This window comes from Leeuwenhoekiella obamensis (genome assembly GCF_055391795.1).
The window spans coordinates 3,383,462-3,403,243 of sequence record NZ_AP029251.1; the positions used below are offsets into that span (position 1 = coordinate 3,383,462).

At 39.6% G+C, this 19,782-nt stretch carries 10 protein-coding genes; all 10 read right to left on the reverse strand.

Features of this window, described 5'->3' with window-relative positions; genetic code table 11:
• Positions 1 to 35: 35 nt before the first annotated feature.
• The 10 genes from ACZ5L8_RS14995 to ACZ5L8_RS15040 all read right to left on the reverse strand — a co-directional run bounded on the left by ACZ5L8_RS14995 (position 36) and on the right by ACZ5L8_RS15040 (position 19,769).
• Positions 36 to 1,409 (reverse strand): glucoamylase family protein, encoded by a 1,374-nt coding sequence (locus tag ACZ5L8_RS14995; RefSeq protein ID WP_464438470.1) that lies wholly within the window; start codon positions 1,407 to 1,409, stop codon positions 36 to 38.
• Positions 1,410 to 1,427: 18 nt separating this feature from the next.
• The gene (locus ACZ5L8_RS15000) at positions 1,428 to 2,792 is read right to left on the reverse strand and encodes a glucoamylase family protein (RefSeq protein ID WP_464438471.1); all 1,365 of its coding nucleotides are present in this window, start codon (positions 2,790 to 2,792) and stop codon (positions 1,428 to 1,430) included.
• A gap of 105 nt (positions 2,793 to 2,897) precedes the next feature.
• Positions 2,898 to 4,622 (reverse strand): LamG-like jellyroll fold domain-containing protein, encoded by a 1,725-nt coding sequence (locus ACZ5L8_RS15005; protein ID WP_464438472.1) that lies wholly within the window; start codon positions 4,620 to 4,622, stop codon positions 2,898 to 2,900.
• 9 nt (positions 4,623 to 4,631) lie between these two features.
• Complete coding sequence (locus tag ACZ5L8_RS15010) at positions 4,632 to 6,170, reverse strand: RagB/SusD family nutrient uptake outer membrane protein (RefSeq protein ID WP_464438473.1); 1,539 nt, start codon at positions 6,168 to 6,170, stop codon at positions 4,632 to 4,634.
• Between the two features lie 13 nt (positions 6,171 to 6,183).
• Positions 6,184 to 9,198: a SusC/RagA family TonB-linked outer membrane protein gene (locus ACZ5L8_RS15015; protein ID WP_464438474.1), complete on the reverse strand. Its 3,015-nt coding sequence runs from the start codon at positions 9,196 to 9,198 to the stop codon at positions 6,184 to 6,186.
• A 223-nt stretch (positions 9,199 to 9,421) separates the two neighbouring features.
• Positions 9,422 to 12,088: a helix-turn-helix and ligand-binding sensor domain-containing protein gene (locus ACZ5L8_RS15020; protein WP_464438475.1), complete on the reverse strand. Its 2,667-nt coding sequence runs from the start codon at positions 12,086 to 12,088 to the stop codon at positions 9,422 to 9,424.
• Between the two features lie 461 nt (positions 12,089 to 12,549).
• Positions 12,550 to 14,247, reverse strand: a complete 1,698-nt coding sequence (locus tag ACZ5L8_RS15025) for a SusD/RagB family nutrient-binding outer membrane lipoprotein (protein ID WP_464438476.1) — start codon at positions 14,245 to 14,247, stop codon at positions 12,550 to 12,552.
• Positions 14,248 to 14,257: 10 nt separating this feature from the next.
• Complete coding sequence (locus ACZ5L8_RS15030) at positions 14,258 to 17,341, reverse strand: SusC/RagA family TonB-linked outer membrane protein (RefSeq protein ID WP_464438477.1); 3,084 nt, start codon at positions 17,339 to 17,341, stop codon at positions 14,258 to 14,260.
• 240 nt (positions 17,342 to 17,581) lie between these two features.
• On the reverse strand, positions 17,582 to 18,703 hold the full coding sequence (locus ACZ5L8_RS15035) for a family 10 glycosylhydrolase (protein WP_464438478.1): 1,122 nt from the start codon (positions 18,701 to 18,703) through the stop codon (positions 17,582 to 17,584).
• A 10-nt stretch (positions 18,704 to 18,713) separates the two neighbouring features.
• Positions 18,714 to 19,769 (reverse strand): carbohydrate-binding family 9-like protein, encoded by a 1,056-nt coding sequence (locus tag ACZ5L8_RS15040; protein ID WP_464438479.1) that lies wholly within the window; start codon positions 19,767 to 19,769, stop codon positions 18,714 to 18,716.
• Positions 19,770 to 19,782: the final 13 nt, after the last annotated feature.

Sequence of the window (19,782 nt, forward strand, 5' to 3'; positions counted from 1 at the left end):
TTTAAGGAAAAATTAAAAGGCTGTTGCTCTAGAGCTTATTTGTGAGTAAAACCTAGTTTGTCAAGACCTTGCTGAATTTCTGGAGCTCCCATAAAAAGATCCCAGATAAGACCTGATCTGTAATTTTCTATCATTACGATCATGGGTCCTTGATCAATGGCTAAGTAGCGTTTTGCTGCCCACTTTTTGCCGTCAAGGCTAAAGGCATCGTAGAATCCGGCTGGCCCCCATGTGAGATCATTAAGATCTGTGTAAAAATGACGCATAGCGGCCAGAGATTCCTTAGGAGTGTAAGGCAACGAACTAACAGCGGCTGTAGGCGAAACCACGCCGCGGTCATCATCTGGGCAATGTGCAGCATACCCCACGCTATCGTCTTCATTGCGGGTGTAGCTTGCAGTCAAGCCCCAGGTTTCTGGACCATAGGTCTCAGATTTCTTTGGATTTTCTTGACAATACGCATAGTTGATCTTGCTGTGATTTACATTAAGATCCCAGTAATTTGCGTATTTGTCTTCTAGTCCTTTTGGGTTTAACCCAAGGTAAGAATAGTGCGCCCAGAAAAGTGGGCCGCCTTTGTCTCCTACCGTGTTATGTTTTAAGATCAACGGGTAGCCATACGCTTCAACATCTGTTGTGATGTCGCCGCTGCGAGCCCAACCGTCATGATAAACTTCTGGTTTTATGGCGTGATCTGGTGAAGATGCCGCCATGATATACGTGATGAGACACTCATTGTAGCCCTCTATCATGAAGTTCATTTCCCACTCATAATCTGGCGACCAGTGCCAGAAAATGCCGTTTTTATTGTTTGTGTACCAGTTCCATTCAATTTCCTTCCAGAGTTTGTCAAACTTGGCTGCAACTGCTTTTTCTTCTTCGTTACCGTTTTTAAAATATTCTCTTATCACGATAAAAGACTGCGCTAAGAACGATGTTTCTACAATGTCACCGCCGTTGTCTTTTCTGCCAAAAGCTTGTACATCGCCGGTTTCGCCATTAAGCCAGTGTGACCATGCGCCATGAAATCTCGGGGCTTTCGCCAAAAAGTCTGCGACTTGATCAAATCGTGCCACAGCAGAGTCACGAGGAATAAATCCGCGGTCAACACCGGCAACAAGTCCCATAAGTCCAAAACCGCTACCACCAGTAGTTACAACGTGTGCATCATTCTTAGGATAATCGCCATCTGGATGAAAGCGCTCACGCCCCATACCAGAATTGGGCTCAGCATAATCCCAGAAATATTTTAAGGTCTGCTTCTGTACTGTATCAAGCAATGCATCTTCAGAAAGGGATTGCTCTTCACTAACTTCCGCGGAAGCGATATCATCTGTTTTTTTATCATTCTTACAGCTTGTAAAAAGTGTAAGAGTTATAGCAGTAAGTATGTAAAATGTCTTTTTCATACTGGTTTTATAGTAGGTTTAGTAATTAAAGTCTAAAAGGTTGAGGCCTGCTTGTACATCTGCGTCTTGCATAAAAAGATCCCAGAGTAGGGCAGTTCTATAATTTTCTATCATTGCGACAATTGGTCCTTGATCTATCGCAAGAAAACCATTTGCCGTCCAGTTGTATTCTTCTGAGAATGCATCATAAAAACCATATTTTCCCCAGAGAGTGTCTCCCATTCCTTCATAGAAATAATGCATCGCTGCAAGCGATTCTGTCGGGGTGTAAGGCATTGATGATAAAGCAGCCGTAGGTGTGATCACACCCAGATCGTTAGTTGGGCTGTGTGCTGAGTAACCATCTTTAGAATCTGATGCGGTCAATCCCCATGAATTAGCGCCATAACCTTCAAAGTTTTTTGGGTTATCTAAGCAATACTGATAGTTTATTTGTGTGTGCGCTGTGTTCTGATCCCAGTAATTTGCATATTGATCTTGCAGATTGCGTGGATCAAGGCCTATAAATGAATAATGACTGAAAAACAACGGCCCGCCATAAGAAGGTCCCATAGGTAGATTAATACCATATTGACTTCTGTTTGTCACGATATTGCCGTTAGAAGCCCAGCCTTGCGTATAAACTTCTTTTGTAATGGGATGTGTGGGCGAGGCTGCCGCCAAAACATATACGATCAAACTCTCGTTCCAACCTTTGATCTCTAGGTTCATTTGAAAGCCATACGTTGATGACCAGTGCCAATACAGCGTATTTTTACCTTGCGTGTACCAATCCCATTCTACGGCTTCCCATAAAGCTGTTATGCGGTCCCTAATGTCAGTTTCTTCCGCGGAAGCGTTATCAAAATATTGCCTGTTAATAAGCAATCCTTGCATGAGGAATGCAGTTTCTACCAGATCGCCACCATCATCGTATTGACTAAAAGGTCTCACAGTAGAAGAATTACCCATGTACCAATGCGCAAAAGCACCATGAAACGTAGGAACTTCTTCAAGAAAATCTAATATTTTATCAAGTCTGGTGATCGCTTCTTGTCTAGAGATCCAACCGCGTTGTACTGCTGAAGGAAAACTTGCCAGACCAAAACCAGATCCACCAGTTGTAACAATGTACTTACCATCGCCACCGTAAGAATCATCCTGACTGCGCTCGCGCGCCATACCGCTGTTTGCCTCAGCAAAATCCCAGAAGTAATTAAAGGTTGTTTCTTGCACAATATCCATCAGCTCATCATCAGGGATGGGATCTGCAGGCACCTCGCTGTCACCATCGTCGCTTCCGGGGATGTACGGCTCCTGATAGCCAGGCCCAGAATCGCTAGAGCAAGCAACTGCAAAAACAGCAAGTAATATTGTAAGAAATCGGTTAAACGATGTGTACATAAAATGTTTTAAGAGATTTGTTTTTTGGCTTTAAGCCAAAAGAAAGCATGCGAGAGAAAAAGTAAACTCCCGACTTCTTGTGAGGCCGAGAGTTTGTATTTCTATCTAGTTTGCCATAGCAGCAATTTCATCTGCCGAAAGCGCTTTGTTGTAAAAACGCAGATTATCCATTATGCTGGTGTCTGCCAGGTGACCCCACTCTGTAAAGCGAGGAGCACCGCTCATTACAGAAACGATATCTGTATCTGCCCAACTTATAGGAGCTGGCAAAGTGCCAGTATTCACTAGAGCGCCATTGATGTAGATCTTAGTTTCTGTAGTAGAGATCGTCATTGCAATATGAACCCAATCACTTGTAGAAGGATCGATCACGCCACCGTCATTCCAGCTGTCGCTATCTCCAGTACCTACATTTAATTTAAAACGTTGCTCAGTTTCATTACCTTCTCTAAAAAGTCGGAAACCGCTAGTTCTAAGGTTTTGAGCATCTGGGTTATTAGGATCTTCAGGACCTACAGTAAGAATTCCTGCGCGAGCGGCATCAGTTTTTGCATTATACCAGAATGTCGCACTGAATTCTTGAGACTTAAGACCATCATTAGCAAAGGTTAAATAAGAACCTTCTGCGCCAGCGTAAGCATCAGAGCCTACTTTTGCCATACCTGCAAAACCAGGATTACCTACAGTGTTAATCGCTCTATTTGAAACTAGATCTTCATAAGAACCATCCATAGGGAGGTGTAAAGTCACAAAAGAATCCTTGATCATGTTTTGAACATCTGTTTCTGTAAGTGTCTTATTGAATAATCTTAGTTCGTCAATATTACTTTGATCTGCAGCATGACCCCAATAGCTAAATGAAGCACCACCAGAACCGATGGTTACATCTTCAATACCGCTCCAGTCTATTGTGTTGCCACCCATATTACCAGTATTCGCAGCAATACCATTGATGTAGATCACGGTTTGCTGATCATCAACTGTAAATGCGATATGCACCCATTCGCCAGCAGTAGCATCAATTTTTGCACCGTCATTCCATACTTCGCCAGAACCAGTACCTACATTTAATTTGATCTGTTGTTCTGTAGCGCTACCTTCTCTAAAAAGTCTAAAACCTTGAGTTCTTGACTCACCTGCAGAAGGATCACCAGCAACAAGAAGTCCTGCGCGATCAGGAGAAGCATTCACTTTATACCAGAACGCGGCACTAAAGTTTGAGCCATAGTTTACAGATTCTGGGATCTCATATTCTAGATAAGAATCTGCATTACCTTGATAAGAAGCCGAACCTAATTGAGCATTGCTGCTAAAAGAAGGAGAGCCCACTACATCAGCAGTTCTAAGATTTACAAGATCTGTATAATCACCATCAAATGGCATGTATAGAGCTTCACTGTCATATTTAGCTACGTAAGGAGGTTCTTTGCTAAAGTTTACAGTAGTTGTAGAAACTTTACCATCAATATCAGTTGCGGTAACGGTAAGTTGGTGATCACCATTAGTCACATTGTTAAAAGCAACAGACTCGCTCACGATACGATAATCCGTGAAGTTGTCCATCGCCGCAATGCTGTTACCATCTACGGCTACATCAATGTTTGCGATCTCAATATCATCAGTAACTTTAAATTTAATATCAATAGAAGTTACCTCTTCTAGCACTTTAAGCGTTGTGCCTTCTTGTGGATACGAGATCGTGATCTCTGGGCTAGCTTCGTCTGGCCCTGGATCAACAGCTGTTATAGGATCAATACCATCATTTGTACACCCTGCAAGAAAAAACAGCAGAGAAACAATGCTTACTATTTGAAGTTTAATTTTTTTCATAGTGTTTTATTATTGTGCGTCAGCGTACTCTCTTAATTGTGGGATAGCATCCAGTTGTTCTTGAGGATAAGGCAGATATTTATCACTTGCCGTGAAATTCCTTCCGTCATAACTTAGCTCGTCATATTGGTCTAGTCTGATCATGTCGTAATAGCGAATACCCCATTCAAGACCTAATTCTGCAAATTTTTCATCCATAACTTGCTCAGGAGTAACACCTGAAAGTGGAGTAAGACCAGCTCTTTCTCTTACTAAGTTCACAGCATCTGTAGCTGTCATAGCAGAACCTGTAGCACCTCTAGAAACCGCCTCTGCATACATAAGAAGCACCTCTGCATAACGGATCACTTGGTAGTTTTTACCAGCACCGTAAGCATTTTGACCATCAGTCACCTGTGTAGAAGGAAGATAATGTTTACCACTTGCAAAATAAGCACGAGCATAATCATTGATCACATCACCATCTCTTGTTGTATTTGATACAAAAGCAGGAAGATCTGTATAACCATCAGCTTGTAGCTCTGCGATACCGCGATCTGTAAATAGAACACTAGTTTCTAGTCTTACAGTTTCATTACGATCTAGCATGAACTCGATAAACTTTAAACTTGGCTCAAAGAATCCCCAGCCGCTCTCAGCATTCGCTCTTGAAGGCGTCCAGCCTTGCGGGCCAAAAGGATAAAAATTATGATAGAATGTACCACCCAGTTCAGCACCTAGCTCATCAAATTGCATTTCCATCAAGCTCTCGTTGCTTAGCTCACCAGGTTTTTTGAAAAGCTCATAAAAATCTGGATATAGAGAGAATCTGTTTGAAGCGATTATCTCACCAGCGGCATCTGCCACAGCTTGATAGTTTTTAAGCTCAAGATTAGCCATTGCTTTTATCGCATACGCTGTATATGCTGTTACACCACCAGGAAGATCAGTTCTTTCATTAGGTCTGATCGTTGGTAGATCTTCAATAGCTTCGTCCATCTGGTCAGAGATAAACTGCATTACTTCTTCTTTTGAAGAAACACCATTTTCTTCTATCTCTGCGTTAGGGTCATTAGTTGTGTAGATAAATACATCACCCCAAGTTCTTGCAGCGTTAAGGTGTAACCATGCGCGTAAAACTTTAATTTCTGCGATGTATTGATCTGCTCTTGCGATATCATTACCCGTTAAAAATTCTTTATATCTATTGATCTGAAGAATCGCTGTGTTGAGTGTGATGATATCACTGTAGTGTAAATTCCACAGTGAATTATACATCCAGTAGCTCTGGCTGTAAGTAAATGTGTCTGTATCAGCAAAAGGCTGCTGATCGCCTAGACCACCAGAGTTAACATCATCACCTCTTACAGATAGTAATAATGGCTCTTCCCATCCACGAGTAGCCCAAGCGTTGTAAGCTCCTACAAGCGGGTCTATCATTTCTGCTGCGTTTGTGTAATCTAGGTCATCTGCATTAAGTTGACCAGATCTTTCGTCAAACTGATCGCTGCATGAAGCTGCAAATGCTGCGGTAGCGATCACACAAAAAATTCTTAGTACTTTATTCATTTTGCAAGTTTTTTTAAATTTTAATATTTAGACCCACTGTGTATGTCGCTGGTACAGGATAGGTTTGTCTATCTACACCATTAGGCACTTCTGGGCTAAAGCCGTTGTAGTTAAAAACAGTAAGTGGTCTATCTGCAGTGAAGTATAATCTTGTTTGTGGCAATGCCTCAGACTTGATCGTGTATCCTAACTGGAAGTTTTGAATTCTAAAGAAATCTCCATCTTCTATCCAGAAGTCACTTAGTTGCTGGTTCCATGATTTTCTTAAACCTGCAGATGATGGATAGCTGTTAGAAGTTCCTTCACCGTGCCATCTATTGATCGCAAGGTCTGCATCCATGTTTGTGTCATTTGTATAAATGATCTCACCTCTTTTTCTGTTAAGGATCTTATTTCCGGCTTGACCGTAAAAACTAAGAGAGAAATCAAAGTTCTTGTAAGAAGCTCCCAGATTACCACCAAAGGTGAAATTAGGCAAGATAGAACCTAGTACAACGCGGTCGTCATCTGTGATGATACCATCGCCGTTTTGATCCTTAAAGATCAGGTCACCAGGCATAAGATTTGCCTCTGGATTGTTTGTAGCGTATGGTGAAGCTGCTACCTGAGCATCATTCTGGAAAACACCTTCTACCTCTAGACCATAAAACGCTTGTATAGGTTGACCTATGATCGTTCTTTGTCTAAACTCTGCGCTTCCAGAGTTGATGTAACCAGAGTTGTTATTGATCGCAGTAGTTTCATTCTTAATGGTATTAAAGTTGAAACCTACATTGTAGCTAAAGTCATCACCAATGTTATCACTCCAGTCAAAACTCATCTCAAGACCAGAGTTTCTTATAGTTCCCGCATTTTGGTTTAAAACCACATTAATTACAGGAATCGTGATAGGTAAGATCGCATCTTGCGTGTCACGTATGTAATAATCTGCCGTGATAGAAAGACGATCGCTAAAGGTATTGAAGTCTAAACCAAAGTTTTTCTCTTCAATAAGCTCCCATACGTTGTCAGCAAACGCAGACGTTGAGGTAAAACCAGTATATGGCTGTCCGCCAAAAATAGCATTAACATTTGTTACTGTATTTGCTCCAGAAGATGCATTTACATTGTCATTACCTAGCTTACCATAACTCGCTCTAAGTTTTAAGAAGTTGATCCAACTTACATCTTGTAAGAATTCTTCATCTGAAGCTACCCAACCAAGACCGAAAGATGGGAATAATCCCCAAGGATCTTTGGTGAATTTAGATGAACCATCATAACGTAGCGTACCATACACAAGATATTTGTTCAAATAGTTGTATGCCGCTCTACCAAAGAAAGAAAGACCGTAATATCTGCTAGCGTTTTCACCTACATTATCATTAAAGGAAGTAGGATCTGCAAAATCAAGATATTGACTAGTTTCTAATTGTATACCGCGAATATTTTGGCCTAGAGCCCTAAAATTATTTGCATCTTCATCACGATAAGAGTGACCCGCAAGAACGGTAAGGTTATGATCACCAAAACTGTCTTCATACGTCAAAGTATTATCCCAGTACTGGTTAGAATAGTTGTTTTGCTTACGCTCAATGCTCGAGATGTTCTGAACATTATTACCCAGGGTGAAAGGCAAATTGATATAATGCTCTTCTAAAGTAGAAAAGTCATGACTGTAAGAAGTTTTGAACGTAAGTTTTTCTGGGATGATCTCTGCTTGAAAATAAATGTTAGAGAGCATCTTGCGTATTTTAAGCTTATTGCTGTTATATTCCATGTCTGGGAAAGGATTCTGAGTTCCTCTATACCCTAGAAGTTGTGCGTTAGAATATTGTGTAGGCGAAGCATCTGTGTTTTGCTCGTCAATTACAGGCATGATAGGCACTGCAAAATATGCTTTGAAAAACGCTGAATTCTCTGGAGAGTATTTAGTAGCGTTACTGAAGATCGAGCTCACACCTATTTTCATATTGTCTGTGATATCAACATCCACTTTAGAACGAATGTTGAAACGCTCGTATTGATTTTTCATATCAAGCACACCTTCTTGAGCAAAGTAGTTTGCCCCCACAGAGTAAGAAACTTTATCAGCTCCACCTGTTACGTTTAAACTGTGGCTTTGAATAATGCCTTCGCGTAAGATCTCGTCATACCAGTCTGTATTTACATCTGGGATATTTGGGTTAACACGGCTTCTGCCATAGCGTTGCATTGCGTTAAGAATAAACTGTACATCTGCAGCAGAGCCAGATTCGTATGCCATTGTAGTGAATTGTTCAGCATTTGCCATTTTCACAACATTTTGAGCAACCTGAATACCGGTGTAGCCATCGTACTCAATTTGAGCCTTCTGATTTCTTCTACCAGATTTTGTCTCGATGATCACAACACCGTTTGCAGCTCTCACACCATAGATGGCTGATGATGATGCATCTTTAAGCACATTGATAGATTTAATGTCTTTAGTGTTCAAGAAATCAATGTTAGAATAGAATGCGCCGTCTACAACATATAGAACGTTTGCGTTACCAGAGTTAAAAGTGCCAAGACCTCTAATTCTTACAGTGGGTGAGTCTCCTGGCGAACCAGCAGATACAACTTGCACACCTGGCACTTTACCCTGCATAGATTGCATCACGTTTGCAGTAGGAGTTTTTTCAATATCCTCTGCATCTACAGATGCGATAGAACCGGTAAGGTCACGCTTCTTTTGCGTACCATAACCTACTACAACTACTTCTTCTAATTCTGAAGCTTCGTCTTCAAGAATAAATGTATATGTGTCTTCATCTGTAACAACAAAAGACAGGTCTTGAAATCCTAAGTAATTAATCTCAACAACATCTCCTGTCTCAACTTCTAGATTAAAATTACCGTCAAAATCTGTGACGGCGTACGTAGGTTTATCTACAACCTTAAGTTCTGCACCTGGCAGGGGAACATCTCTAGAATCAGTAACAGTACCGGTAATGGTACGTGTATCTTGAGCCCAGATGTTCGCAAACGTTAAAGTAAGCAAAACCAGTAGACTAATTTTTGATTTCATATGCGCTAATTTGAATAATTGAATTTTGTGAGGGCGAAAATAGAGTATCAAAACACCCATCTTCATACATAACTAATACATCAAACTGTTAAAAACAGTTTATTTTACTGTTATAGAGTGTTTTGACTAGTGTTTATTTTTATTACAACGTTTGCGAAAACGCATACTGATGTAGTTTTGATGTAGTAATATTGTGTTAATTTTAGCATTGAAGTAATCTAAACTAGTAATGCGAGATCAAAAATTTTGAGAGATTTTCGTTTGTGTCTAGATTGAGTTTTTTTCTAAGGCGATAACGATGAATTTCTACTCCACGCACAGAAATTGACATCAAAGGAGCGATCTCTTTTGAGCTTAAATTCATCTTGAGATAGGCGCAAAGTTTAAGATCTTTAGAGCTTAATTTAGGATAATCCTTAAGCAGATCATGAAAGAAATCGTCATGAATTTCATTGAAGTTTTCTTCAAAAACCTTCCAGTTGTCTTTGCCTTCAAGAACATGATTGATCTTAGATTTTAGGTTTTTGATCTTGTATTTATTCTCTTGTTTATTGGTGATATTATCCAGTTCGTTCTTAATTTCAATAAGCGTTCTGTTGCGTTTTGCTGCTTGAAATGTTGTATTCGCTAACTCTTTTTTCTTGACTTTTATCTCATTCATCAGGCGATTATGCTCGGCTAATTGAGACTTTCTTTCTTGTTCTTTTTGCAGTTTTGATTCAAGGTCTTTGCGGTGTCTGTTGAGTTTTCTTTTGTTTACTAAATACACTATGTAAACTCCTAGTGCAATTAATAGAACATAAACTAGCAACATCACTCTGCTAGAGTACCACGGTCTCAAAACCGTAAATGAAAATGCTAATGCTTCCCCACGTTTATTTGTGCTAGTCGCTATGCCATAAATGCTTATTTTATAGTTGCCGGGAGTCAATTTGTTGAAGTGTAAGGTTCCATTTTCAAGAAAGCCAGATGAACCGTTAGAGAGCTCATAGAAGAACAGTTTTTGCTCTGGATTAGCAGGAGATACGCGTATGGTGAAATCTGCGCTGTTGTTATAGCTTACGCTAAAATCCTTTTCACTCAATAAATGCTTTCCTTCAGTGTCACTGATCTCTCGTAAAAGTGGAGGAGGAGATGAGTGTTCTTTTCGCTGCAAAAGCAAATTTTTATAATTAATCGAAGCAAAACCCTCGTTCATTGTGGCAAATGCGATGCTGTCGTTAACGGGTATGACCTTGTCATAATTGCTTATCATCCTACTCTCTAGCAGAGGTTCTATAAGGTAGAGACTATCTTGGGTGAAGTCTGTGATGATGATTCCGTTGCCTTTGCGGTTCTTAAACCAGTAGTATTTACCTTCTTCATTAAGAAGACCGTAGTTTTTTAAACCTTCCATTTCTGGGAAAGGCTCTATGTCGTTTTTAAGCGCATTGAATCTGTACCAACTTCCATCATTATTAAATGTGATGGCATTCTCGATTTTGTGAATAGAAGTTTTGTAAGCCGAAAATAAGCTGTCTTTTGAGTGATTTGTAACGTTTTGTGTTTTGTCGTTCTTTAAGTTTATTCGGTAAAGACCGTTGTAAGGATGCGACGCCCAGAATGTTTCATTATTCTCAAAAAGGACTTTGTTTACAGGAATATCAAAGTTCTCCAGTTTCTTTTCTTCAGTAAGATCTGTGCTGTCTTTTAAAATGTAGATCCCGTTATACGTTGGGTTGAGGTAGCGATCAGCTTCGTTTGGAATATTAGTTAGATCATAACTTCCTATGTTAAGCGTAACAGGAAATAAGGTTGTGTCTTTAACTTCATAGATGCCACGGTTGTGGTTAACAATGAGGCGATCTTTGAGCTTCTTCAGATTCCACACCTGACCTTGACTGCCTTTTAAAAAGGTTAATTTGTTGCCATCAAGACTGTGAACGCCAGTGTTAGAACCGAGATATATTTTGTCCTCATAAAGTTCAATATCATAAACAGCACCTAATTGACCGCTGTAATCAATATAGTATTGTATTGCCGCATCCGGATGAATTTCTGCAATACCGTTGTCTAGACCGGCCCATAATTGGTCATTATTCACCGCAAGCGAAAGAACAGTGTTATTCAAAAGACCGTTTTTTCTATGATGATTTTTGAGCTTTTGCTCTTTGATATGATAGTATGCGATACCACCTTTAACAGTACCTACAATAAGTAAGTCGTTGTTAAAAGTGATCATTTTGTTGAGTTCATTAGTAGTAAGAAACTCTTTAAGCGCATTAGAACCCCAACTTACAAAATAACCATCTTCAAAGGCGTAAATTCCATTGAAACGTGTGCCAAGCAAGATCACACCATTTACCTGAACAATACTGATGATAGAATCATCTCTCGTGCCGGCCAGAAGTTTAAAATTGCGACCGTTAAACTCATAAAGTCCACCATCGTTAGATCCTATAAGCATTGAGTTACCGTCAACGAGCATTGACGTCACGATAAAATCTGGGACAAATGGCTTTATGTTGATCCCATCATATATAAAGATCTTAGTAAAAGATCTAAATACAATTTTCTCTTTGTAAACTACAATTTGCCAGAACTCCTCGTTGTTTATAGGATCGGCGATCAATGAGGTAAGCGAAGTATATTTTAAACCACCATAACCGTCATTTTCCCAATAACCAAACTCTTCATAAGAACCTGTATAAATGCGATCATCATAAGCAAAAACAGATCTAATGATCGTTTTATTAGGCAAATAGAATTTCTCCCAGCGCTGCCCATCATAGCGCATCAATCCATCATTATTCGCTACATAAAGAATACCATTTTCATCTGTACTTACTCCCCAGTTCTGTCTTGCAGCATTATAGTTTTCTGTGCTGTAATTTGTTATGGGAGGCATCATTTCCTGTGCTTTGCTTAACGCAGAAAACAGAAAAAGAAAAGCGAATACAATAACTTTTGAAACGTTCATCTCGGGTAATCTAGGAGCTTGATCACTTCATAAAAGGCTACAACGAGCGCATTTTAGCTTTAAATATGATAGTGATTTTAATGTGTGCAAGTTAATCAATACCCAGAAGTTGGTACAAAATAAAGGAAAACAAAAAAGCCTCTCCGCCATTTGGTGGAAAAGCTTCTCATCGGTTTTTACTACAAAACCTACCACAATTAAGTGGCAACACAACATTTTAGCATTTTGGGTCTGCGCCCAAAACCGTGCTTACCGCACTAATTTTTTCTGAAGCAAATATACGATTATTTACGGTAAAGTGATTTTGGCTTTAAGCCAAAAAAAAAGGAGGACAATGAAGTCCTCCTTAGATTATGAGTTGGCTGATTACAAATTATTGTCTATCACTCATATTAATTATCTGCCCACCAAAGCTCTGTTCCTTGCTCATCTGCACCTTGCGCCTGGATCGCTTTTTGTAACTCGGCACCGTTTGTATTGTACTCGTTGTTACCATAACGCAGACGCTGTGGATATTTACCATTAAGCGTACCAGCAGCATAAATGTCATAGTCAGAAACGCCATTTGCAAGTTCTGCAGGGTAGCCAGTGTCTCTTACAATTGCCCAAGCTTCAAAACCATCTGTAAATGCGGCGATCCATCTTTGGATAGCGATTTTCTCTAAGTTTTCTTCTTGAGTTCCGTTAAGAAGCGCCATGTCTTCTGTAGCGATAAAATTGTCGATCTCACCTGCCGAAACATTCCAGATCATCATTGCTTGACGTAAACCTTCTTGATAAAGAGACTGTGCATCTCCAGAGGCAAGACCTTTTACGATCGCTTCAGCTTGAAGTAAATTACCTTCTGCAGCGGTCATAACGATCTCTGGGAAAATTTCAAGGCCTTGGTTTTTAGGATTGATAATCCAATCTGCCGGCTCTGAGAAAAGTTCTTTTTTAACGTGAGGATAAATATCACCGTTAAGTCTAGATGGTTGACCTACGTAGTAATCCATATCATCAGCGATATTCACAGTTACAGTTCCGGCGCCATCAGTTCTAGTGTAGCTTACACCAGCATCATCTAGCTGCTGAAGCATAAAGTTTACATACTTATCAAAAAGAGCAACTCCATAACCTTCAGCTGGTTGAGTGAATACAACTTCACCACCAGGAATAGGCTTAGCATATGCGCTTAATCGTGGATCATTATTATTTCTTAAGTAGTCAATAAGGGTTTTACCCATTGTCCATTTTGAACCTAGACCACCGAAGTTATGCCAAACGTCACCATAAACTGCGTTAGAGAATTGGTCGATCTCACCGTCTTTTTCAAGAAGTGCATTATCATCAGAAGATTCTATAACACCTGCTTGAATTGCTTCTGTGATCGCAGTATTGGCGAAATCAGCTCCGGTAGCTCCCTGTGCCCTCAGAGCCATCCTTAATTTGAGCTGATTTGCCAGTTTCTTCCATTTTTGAAGATCACCACCGTAGAAAACGTCATTTTCTGCAAGTTGATCAACACCAGAACCTGTAACTGTTGCATCGCCTATTATAGCAAGAGCTTGATCAAGTTCATTGATCACACCTTCATAAATTGTTTGTTGAGAATCAAATGCCGGAGTGATAATATCTGGGTTCAAAGCCTCAGAATATGGTACCATACCAAAAGTATCTGTGTACATCTGGTAATAAAGACCTTTCATGATAAGACCTAATGCATAGTAATATTCGTTCTCTAGATCACCACCTTCTTTAACGAAATTCATATATACACTTAACTTACCTACATATCCAGCCATCCAGTCGTATGCTGCATCTGTATAACCTGAGTTATAGCTGTAGCCTAAAACGTCACTCCACCATGAGCCATTGTACCCAAAGGTAAACTGACCAGCATAGCGATCTGCGTGGATAAGTTGTGCTCTCCAGTAAGCAAATCTACCTTCGGCATAAAGTTCTATCTGTATTCCTGTAAGGAAAAATTTAGCACTTACCTGCTCACTTTCAAAAGCGCTGGGATTTGTGTTGATCTCCTCAAAATCAGAACATGCTGATGCCATGAAGATCAATAGCAGTGCTATAAATGATTTAAAAATTCTTTTCATAATTTATTTTTTAAAATGTGACGTTTAGGTTTAATCCTAAGCTTCTTATCGTAGGAACGTTATTCAATGAAATACCTTGACCGTTAAGGCCAGTTCCTATACTTGAGTCTGGGTCAATATCTTCTGCATCTTTGTAGATGAAGAATAGGTTTCTACCGATGATCCCTACACTTGCAGATTTCACCCAAGAATCTTCTAACATCGCAGATGGGAATCTGTAATTAAGTGACATTTCACGAAGTCTGAAGTTTGTTTGATCATAAACGTAGTTTGCGTCAATGCCAGACATTGCACCCCAATATTGTTGTGCTGTGATCTCTTCAGTATTTGCTGCGCCAGTACCTTCATTGATAGCATCTACAACAACGCCACCACGATACTGCAATGTTCTTTCAGAAACACCTGATGCATCAAGATAAGATGAAGTAGCTGAGTAAATTTCGCCGCCTATGCGAGCGTCAACTAATAAACGTAGCGACCAGTTCTTGTAATTAAATGTGTTTGTAAGACCACCTATCCAATCTGGTTGAGAATTTCCTAATAATGATCTCTCTGAAGATGCAAGTGGAATACCATCTGCTCCTACTAAGATCTCACCTTGCTCATTAGTCTTCCAAGTTGTACCGTAGATATCACCTACACCGCCGCCTACAGAAGCCTGAATGTTAAGTGTTCCTAGAGAATTTAATGAGTAGCTGTCAAGACCATCTATAAGTTTGATCAGCTTGTTTTTGTTCTTAGAGAAGTTAAGAGATACATCCCAAGTAAAATCGTCTGTAACAATTGGTTTACCACCTATCATTACTTCAATACCGTTGTTCTCTATCTCACCAATATTTTCTCTAAAGAAATTGTATCCTGTTGCTGGTGCTACAGGTACATCAAAGATCATATCCTCAGTTTTGATCTTGTAGATAGAGAAGTCAGTATATAATCTATTACCGAACATATTGGTTTCAAAACCAAATTCTGACGAAGTAATGCTCTCTGGCTTAAGATCAGGATTAAATTTAACTGATGGTCCGTTAAGGCTAGTTAAACCTAAATATCCGTTTTGAGGAACACTAAATGTTTGGAATAATTGATATACTCCTGTGTCACCACCCACTTGAGCCCAACTCGCTCTTAATTTAAATAGATTTAAAATCTCTTTTGCAGGATCTATGAATCTATCTATTAATATCGAGTAACTCGCAGAAGGGTAGAAGTAAGAACGGTTATCTTCAGAAAGTGCAGAAGACCAGTCGTTACGAGCAGTAAGATCTAAGAACATAAAGTCATCATAGGCAAAGTTAAGTGCGCCATATAATGAATTTACCTTTTTAACTCCTAGTGGAGTGTGCGTGCTAGATTGAGTAACTGTATTGTTTAAGAATGGAGGCTCTGCAATTTTAAAGTCTCTACCAGAAACACTCATAGTTTCAAAGGTTCTCTTTGATAAGTTACCACCTATGTTTGCATTTAAGTTTAACTTGTCAGTGATGTCTTTATCGATCATGATAAGAAAATCGCTGTTAAGCTCAGTAAACTTATTTGTGCTAAAGTTTAAGCGACCTCCTGGGAAGAAGTGATGTCCATAATTTTGAATTACATCAGAGCGTACATTAGTAACATCACCACCTATACGTACAAATGCTGATAACCAGTCTGTAAATTCATAGTTCACTTTTGCAAAACCTAAGAAGCGATCTCTTCTTTCGTCATTAGTATCTTCATTAAGGATCCAGTATGGGTTACCTGTAGACTTGTTTTGTCCTGAGTAACTAATCACATTATAAAGGCTGCCAAACATTGAAGGATCATCATACTGAGAAGGCTTGTATTTTTTTAAGTCAGAAATGGCAACATTTCGAGGCATCGTGTACACATAAGCCATGATACCTTCAGAACCTAAATTAACACGGTTATTAAGCTCCTGCGAAAAGAACGTAGCCTTTGTATCAACACTTAACTTATCTGAAAGATCTAAGTTACCTCTTAAGTTAAAGTTATGACTTAGTAAGTCTGAATTAGGAATTACCGAAGTGATCTTATTGTTTGTGTAAGAAAAACGAACGCTATAATCGTCGCCACCTTTACTCACTGCAACAGAGTTTATCGATTTAATACCAGTCTCAAAAAAATCTTCTACGTTATCAGGTTGAGCAGAATATGCTTTTTGCTCACCAGTATAGTATAGTTGTTGAGAACCATCAAGGCTTGCTCCCCAAGAAGATCCGCCGTATTCGCTAAGATCTTGGTAAACTCTACCTTGAGTTCCTGCACCATATTGATTTTGATAATCTGGCAAGAACATAGTGTTCTCAATAGAAACGTTAGAGTTTAAGCTTACGCCAAGGCCAGCGCCTTTTTTACCTTTTTTAGTAGTAATAAGTACAACCCCATTTGCAGCTCTAGAGCCATAAAGTGCCGCTGCGTTAGGACCTTTAAGAACAGAAAGAGATTCAATATCTGCTGGGTTGATGTCTGTAATACCACCACCAGTAGGAGTGCTATTATAAATATCACCGCCAGATGAACTTCCATCTGCATTAATAGGAATACCATCAACAACGATTAAAGCCTGGTTGTAACCAGATAAACTGTTGTTACCACGTATCACGATACGAGAACCAGATCCTACACCACCAGATTGAGTGATGGTAACACCGGCAACTTTACCCACAAGTGAGTTTGCTACGTTATAATCTTTTACTGTGTTGATCTCCTCGCTTTGCAGCTCTGTTACTGCATAACCTAGCGATTTTTTCTCACGGGTCAAGCCCAAAGCTGTTACTACAACTTCGTCAAGAGACTCTGTGCTTATTTCTAGTTGTACATTTATAGTAGTACCACTTACGGGCACTTCTTTAGTTAAGAATCCTACCATCGAAAAAACGAGAACAGCATCCTCTGGAACATCTAGACTATAAAGTCCATCAAAATCTGTTGAGGTTCCATTACTTGTGTCTTTTTGAATAACCGTTACTCCTGGCAAAGGCATTCCGCTTTCTGCATCTGTAACAGTACCTGTCACTGTTTGCTCCTGAGCGAATAACCCTTGTGTAGAAACAAGGAAAACAAGCCCAAAAAGAAGAATAAAATGTTTGGCCATACTTTGTTAGTTTAAGTTAAAAAATTAAAAACTTTCTGTTAATTGAAGTTAAAAATAACATTTATAGTTAAACTAACATTATGATGAACTTCTTTTTTTAGTTAAACTCTTTATATTTTAACATTGCACTTAATTTAAAAATGTTTTGCAGTGGTTGAATAACTATTGATTATATTAAAAAGAAAAACCACTTAAATAAAATTTTTATTTAAGTGGTCAGAATAATGTAATCTTCATGCTTTATTTTGAAGCGTTGCTGATTTTCAGGTTTTTAATAACTGCTAGTTTTTCGTCGTTCAAAGCGCCGCCATCAAAAAAAGAAACCCCTTTTGCTCCATTTTCCTTAGCCGCGATTATCGCGAGCTTAAGATCTTCAGAAGATAGTTCTGGAACATACAAACCGGTATGCAATTCTGTGTTTCTGCCTTCGAGGTCTTTTACACCTTGTTGTGTTGCAAAACCTACCCAGTCTACACCTTCATTATAGAAGTTGTTATATATCATAGGTAACACTACATCAATATTCCATTTATCCCAGCGTTGACGTACCATGTGATCTGCCATTTCTGGATATGGAAAAACAGCTGCGGTAAGTATCTTCCCATTATTATGTGCGATCTCATAAGCGTCATCAACTACTGATTTAACTTCATTCAAGCGAAATTGCTTCCATTCTATATCTATTTCTGGATGTTCCATAGTTCGTGGATCTTTCCCAAATTTCTCTTTAAACTTATTTACAGATGCATCACTGTAATCAAAATCATAATCGGGTAATTCCTCGTTTTGCACTAGGTCATATTTTGGCAGCAGCCCAATAGGTAAAAACACATCTGGATAGCGTATGTAATCTAAGTGTATACTCGCCACGTCTTCTACTTTAGCAAGACCTTCTAGTAGATCAAGAATGTGCTGGTGCGCATCTGGATGGCTAGGCGATAGCCATTGATAATATCCCACATAAGGTCTATCATCAAAACAAGATTTGCCACTGCGACTTACTTGATACCAGTCTGGATGTTTTAAAGCCGTTGTATCTCCCGGTCTATTGATGGTCATCATCCAGGCATGAACCTCAAGCCCTTCTTCTTTGGCCAGCGGAGTAAGTTTACCTAGTAATTCTGGGTCGCCATTTGTGTTGATCAAAACCGCATCAAGACCGTTTTCTTTATACTTTTTAAATTCTGCTGTGTAGCTAGAGTCGGTGCGTTCTGCATTTGCAGTGATCCAGGTCCAGAATTTAAAATCTTTGGCTGCAGCCAAATCCTTATTTTCTTCTGCAGTTGGTTTTGGGGTGTTCTCGGTCTGCTCTCCGCAGGCAACTGTAAGCACAAGCAGAAAGAGTAAAAATAGTTTTCTCATGATTAGGTGTTTAGTGAATTAAGTAGCGTCCTTCGTTTGTGATCGTATGGGATTTATCAGTAAAAGGACTTGTGGTATAAATGTTCCAGCCGCTGGCTGTTGTTTCAAAATTGATGTCTAGCTTTTTGCCATCAACGGTGATGAGTGCAGGATCGAGCTCTTCAGCTTTAGGGAAGTTTCCTGTTTTGTTTAAAGTTTGTTTGGTTCGCCCAAAAACTTCATACATCGCCCAGCGGACCTTTTCATCTTGAGGTATTGTGAAGGTGTCCTTTTCGTCTGGAGCGTTATCAGAAAAATAAACATATCCCCAGTGTTCTGGCTCGTGCATATTGATCACATATTGCGGTGACCATACCCAGTTATACTCTGGTAGATGTTTGCCTTCTTTGTCTTTTTTGCGCTGATAGTTGTCATCAATAAGGTCGTAATCCCAGTTAACGCGAGAAAAATTTATGCGCCAAAATTCGCCTACCGTTCCACCTTTTGAAGCCTGAGCTTCATTGAGCGCATCCCAAGGCATAGCGATCTCTACCGTCCAATATTCATCTTTATCGCTGGCGTCGTTTAACGACCCGTGAATGGAAACAGCGGTTTTAATCCCTTTAATGTCCCAATTGTCTAATGGTCTGCCGCCCTCGCGATACGCTTTTGTGAGCATAAGATCCCAAACGGTATTTAAGGCATTCATCTCAAACTCCATGTAATGCATGGTGTCGCCATCAGGATCAATGAAGATCTCAAAATCATTGTTGTAAAAGATCACTTCGTCGCGTTCTTCAATGTCAGCCCAGATGTGCGGCTCCTCTAGTTTTGCGAAAAAGTAAAGAAACTCATCGTCCCATAGCATTTTTACATTGGTTCGGAATTTTGGCGTTTTCACACCTTCAATATCAATGAATTTGTCTGACCAAGTAGATCGTTGCCAATCATCTTCGGTGTCGTTGCCATCAATCGTGATCCTTGAGGTTGCTTTATGTGCGACGTATGTTTTTGGGGTTTTGATCATTTGGGCTTGCGCCAAAAAACTTATTCCAAAAACAAAAAAGGGGAGGAGTGATTTTTTCATTTGGCTGTAGCCA